The sequence below is a fragment of the Ciceribacter ferrooxidans genome (assembly GCF_004137355.1).
Lineage (GTDB): Bacteria > Pseudomonadota > Alphaproteobacteria > Rhizobiales > Rhizobiaceae > Allorhizobium > Allorhizobium ferrooxidans.
The window spans coordinates 1-443 of the sequence record NZ_SDVB01000041.1 but is presented as its reverse complement, the minus strand read 5'-3'; the positions used below and the strand labels follow the sequence as shown (position 1 = coordinate 443).

1 protein-coding gene is annotated in these 443 nt (G+C 43.8%); it reads left to right on the top strand.

Translation table 11 applies throughout. The features are described 5' to 3' along the window. A partial coding sequence (locus tag EUU22_RS00770; protein ID WP_165351020.1) for an intermediate filament family protein occupies positions 1-443 on the top strand: 443 nt, incomplete at both ends.

Genomic DNA, 443 nt, shown 5'->3' with positions numbered 1-443 from the left:
GAATAGTGTAAAAGCTCAATATCAACAGATAGCAGACAGGAGTAAAGCAGAAGCCGAAGCATCATACAATGAAAAGTACCAGCAACTACAATCTACGGCAGGGCAACACGGTGACAAAATAAAGAACACTAAGAATGAGATTCAAGAGTTGAACCGTTTGATCCAGAGGATGAGAAGCGAGATTGAAAGTGTAAAGAAACAGATTGCTACTATACAAAAGGCTATTGCTGAGGCCGAGCAACATGGAGAAGCTGCCCTAAAAGATGCACGGCAGAAACTGACTGAACTGGAAGCCGCTCTTCAGAAGCTCAAGGAAGACCTGGCTCGCCAGATACGGGAACACCAGCAGCTGTTGAATGTTAAACTAGCTCTAGATATTGAAATTGCAACTTACAGGAAACTGCTGGAAGTAGAAGAGGACAGAATGTCTGGATATATCGCCG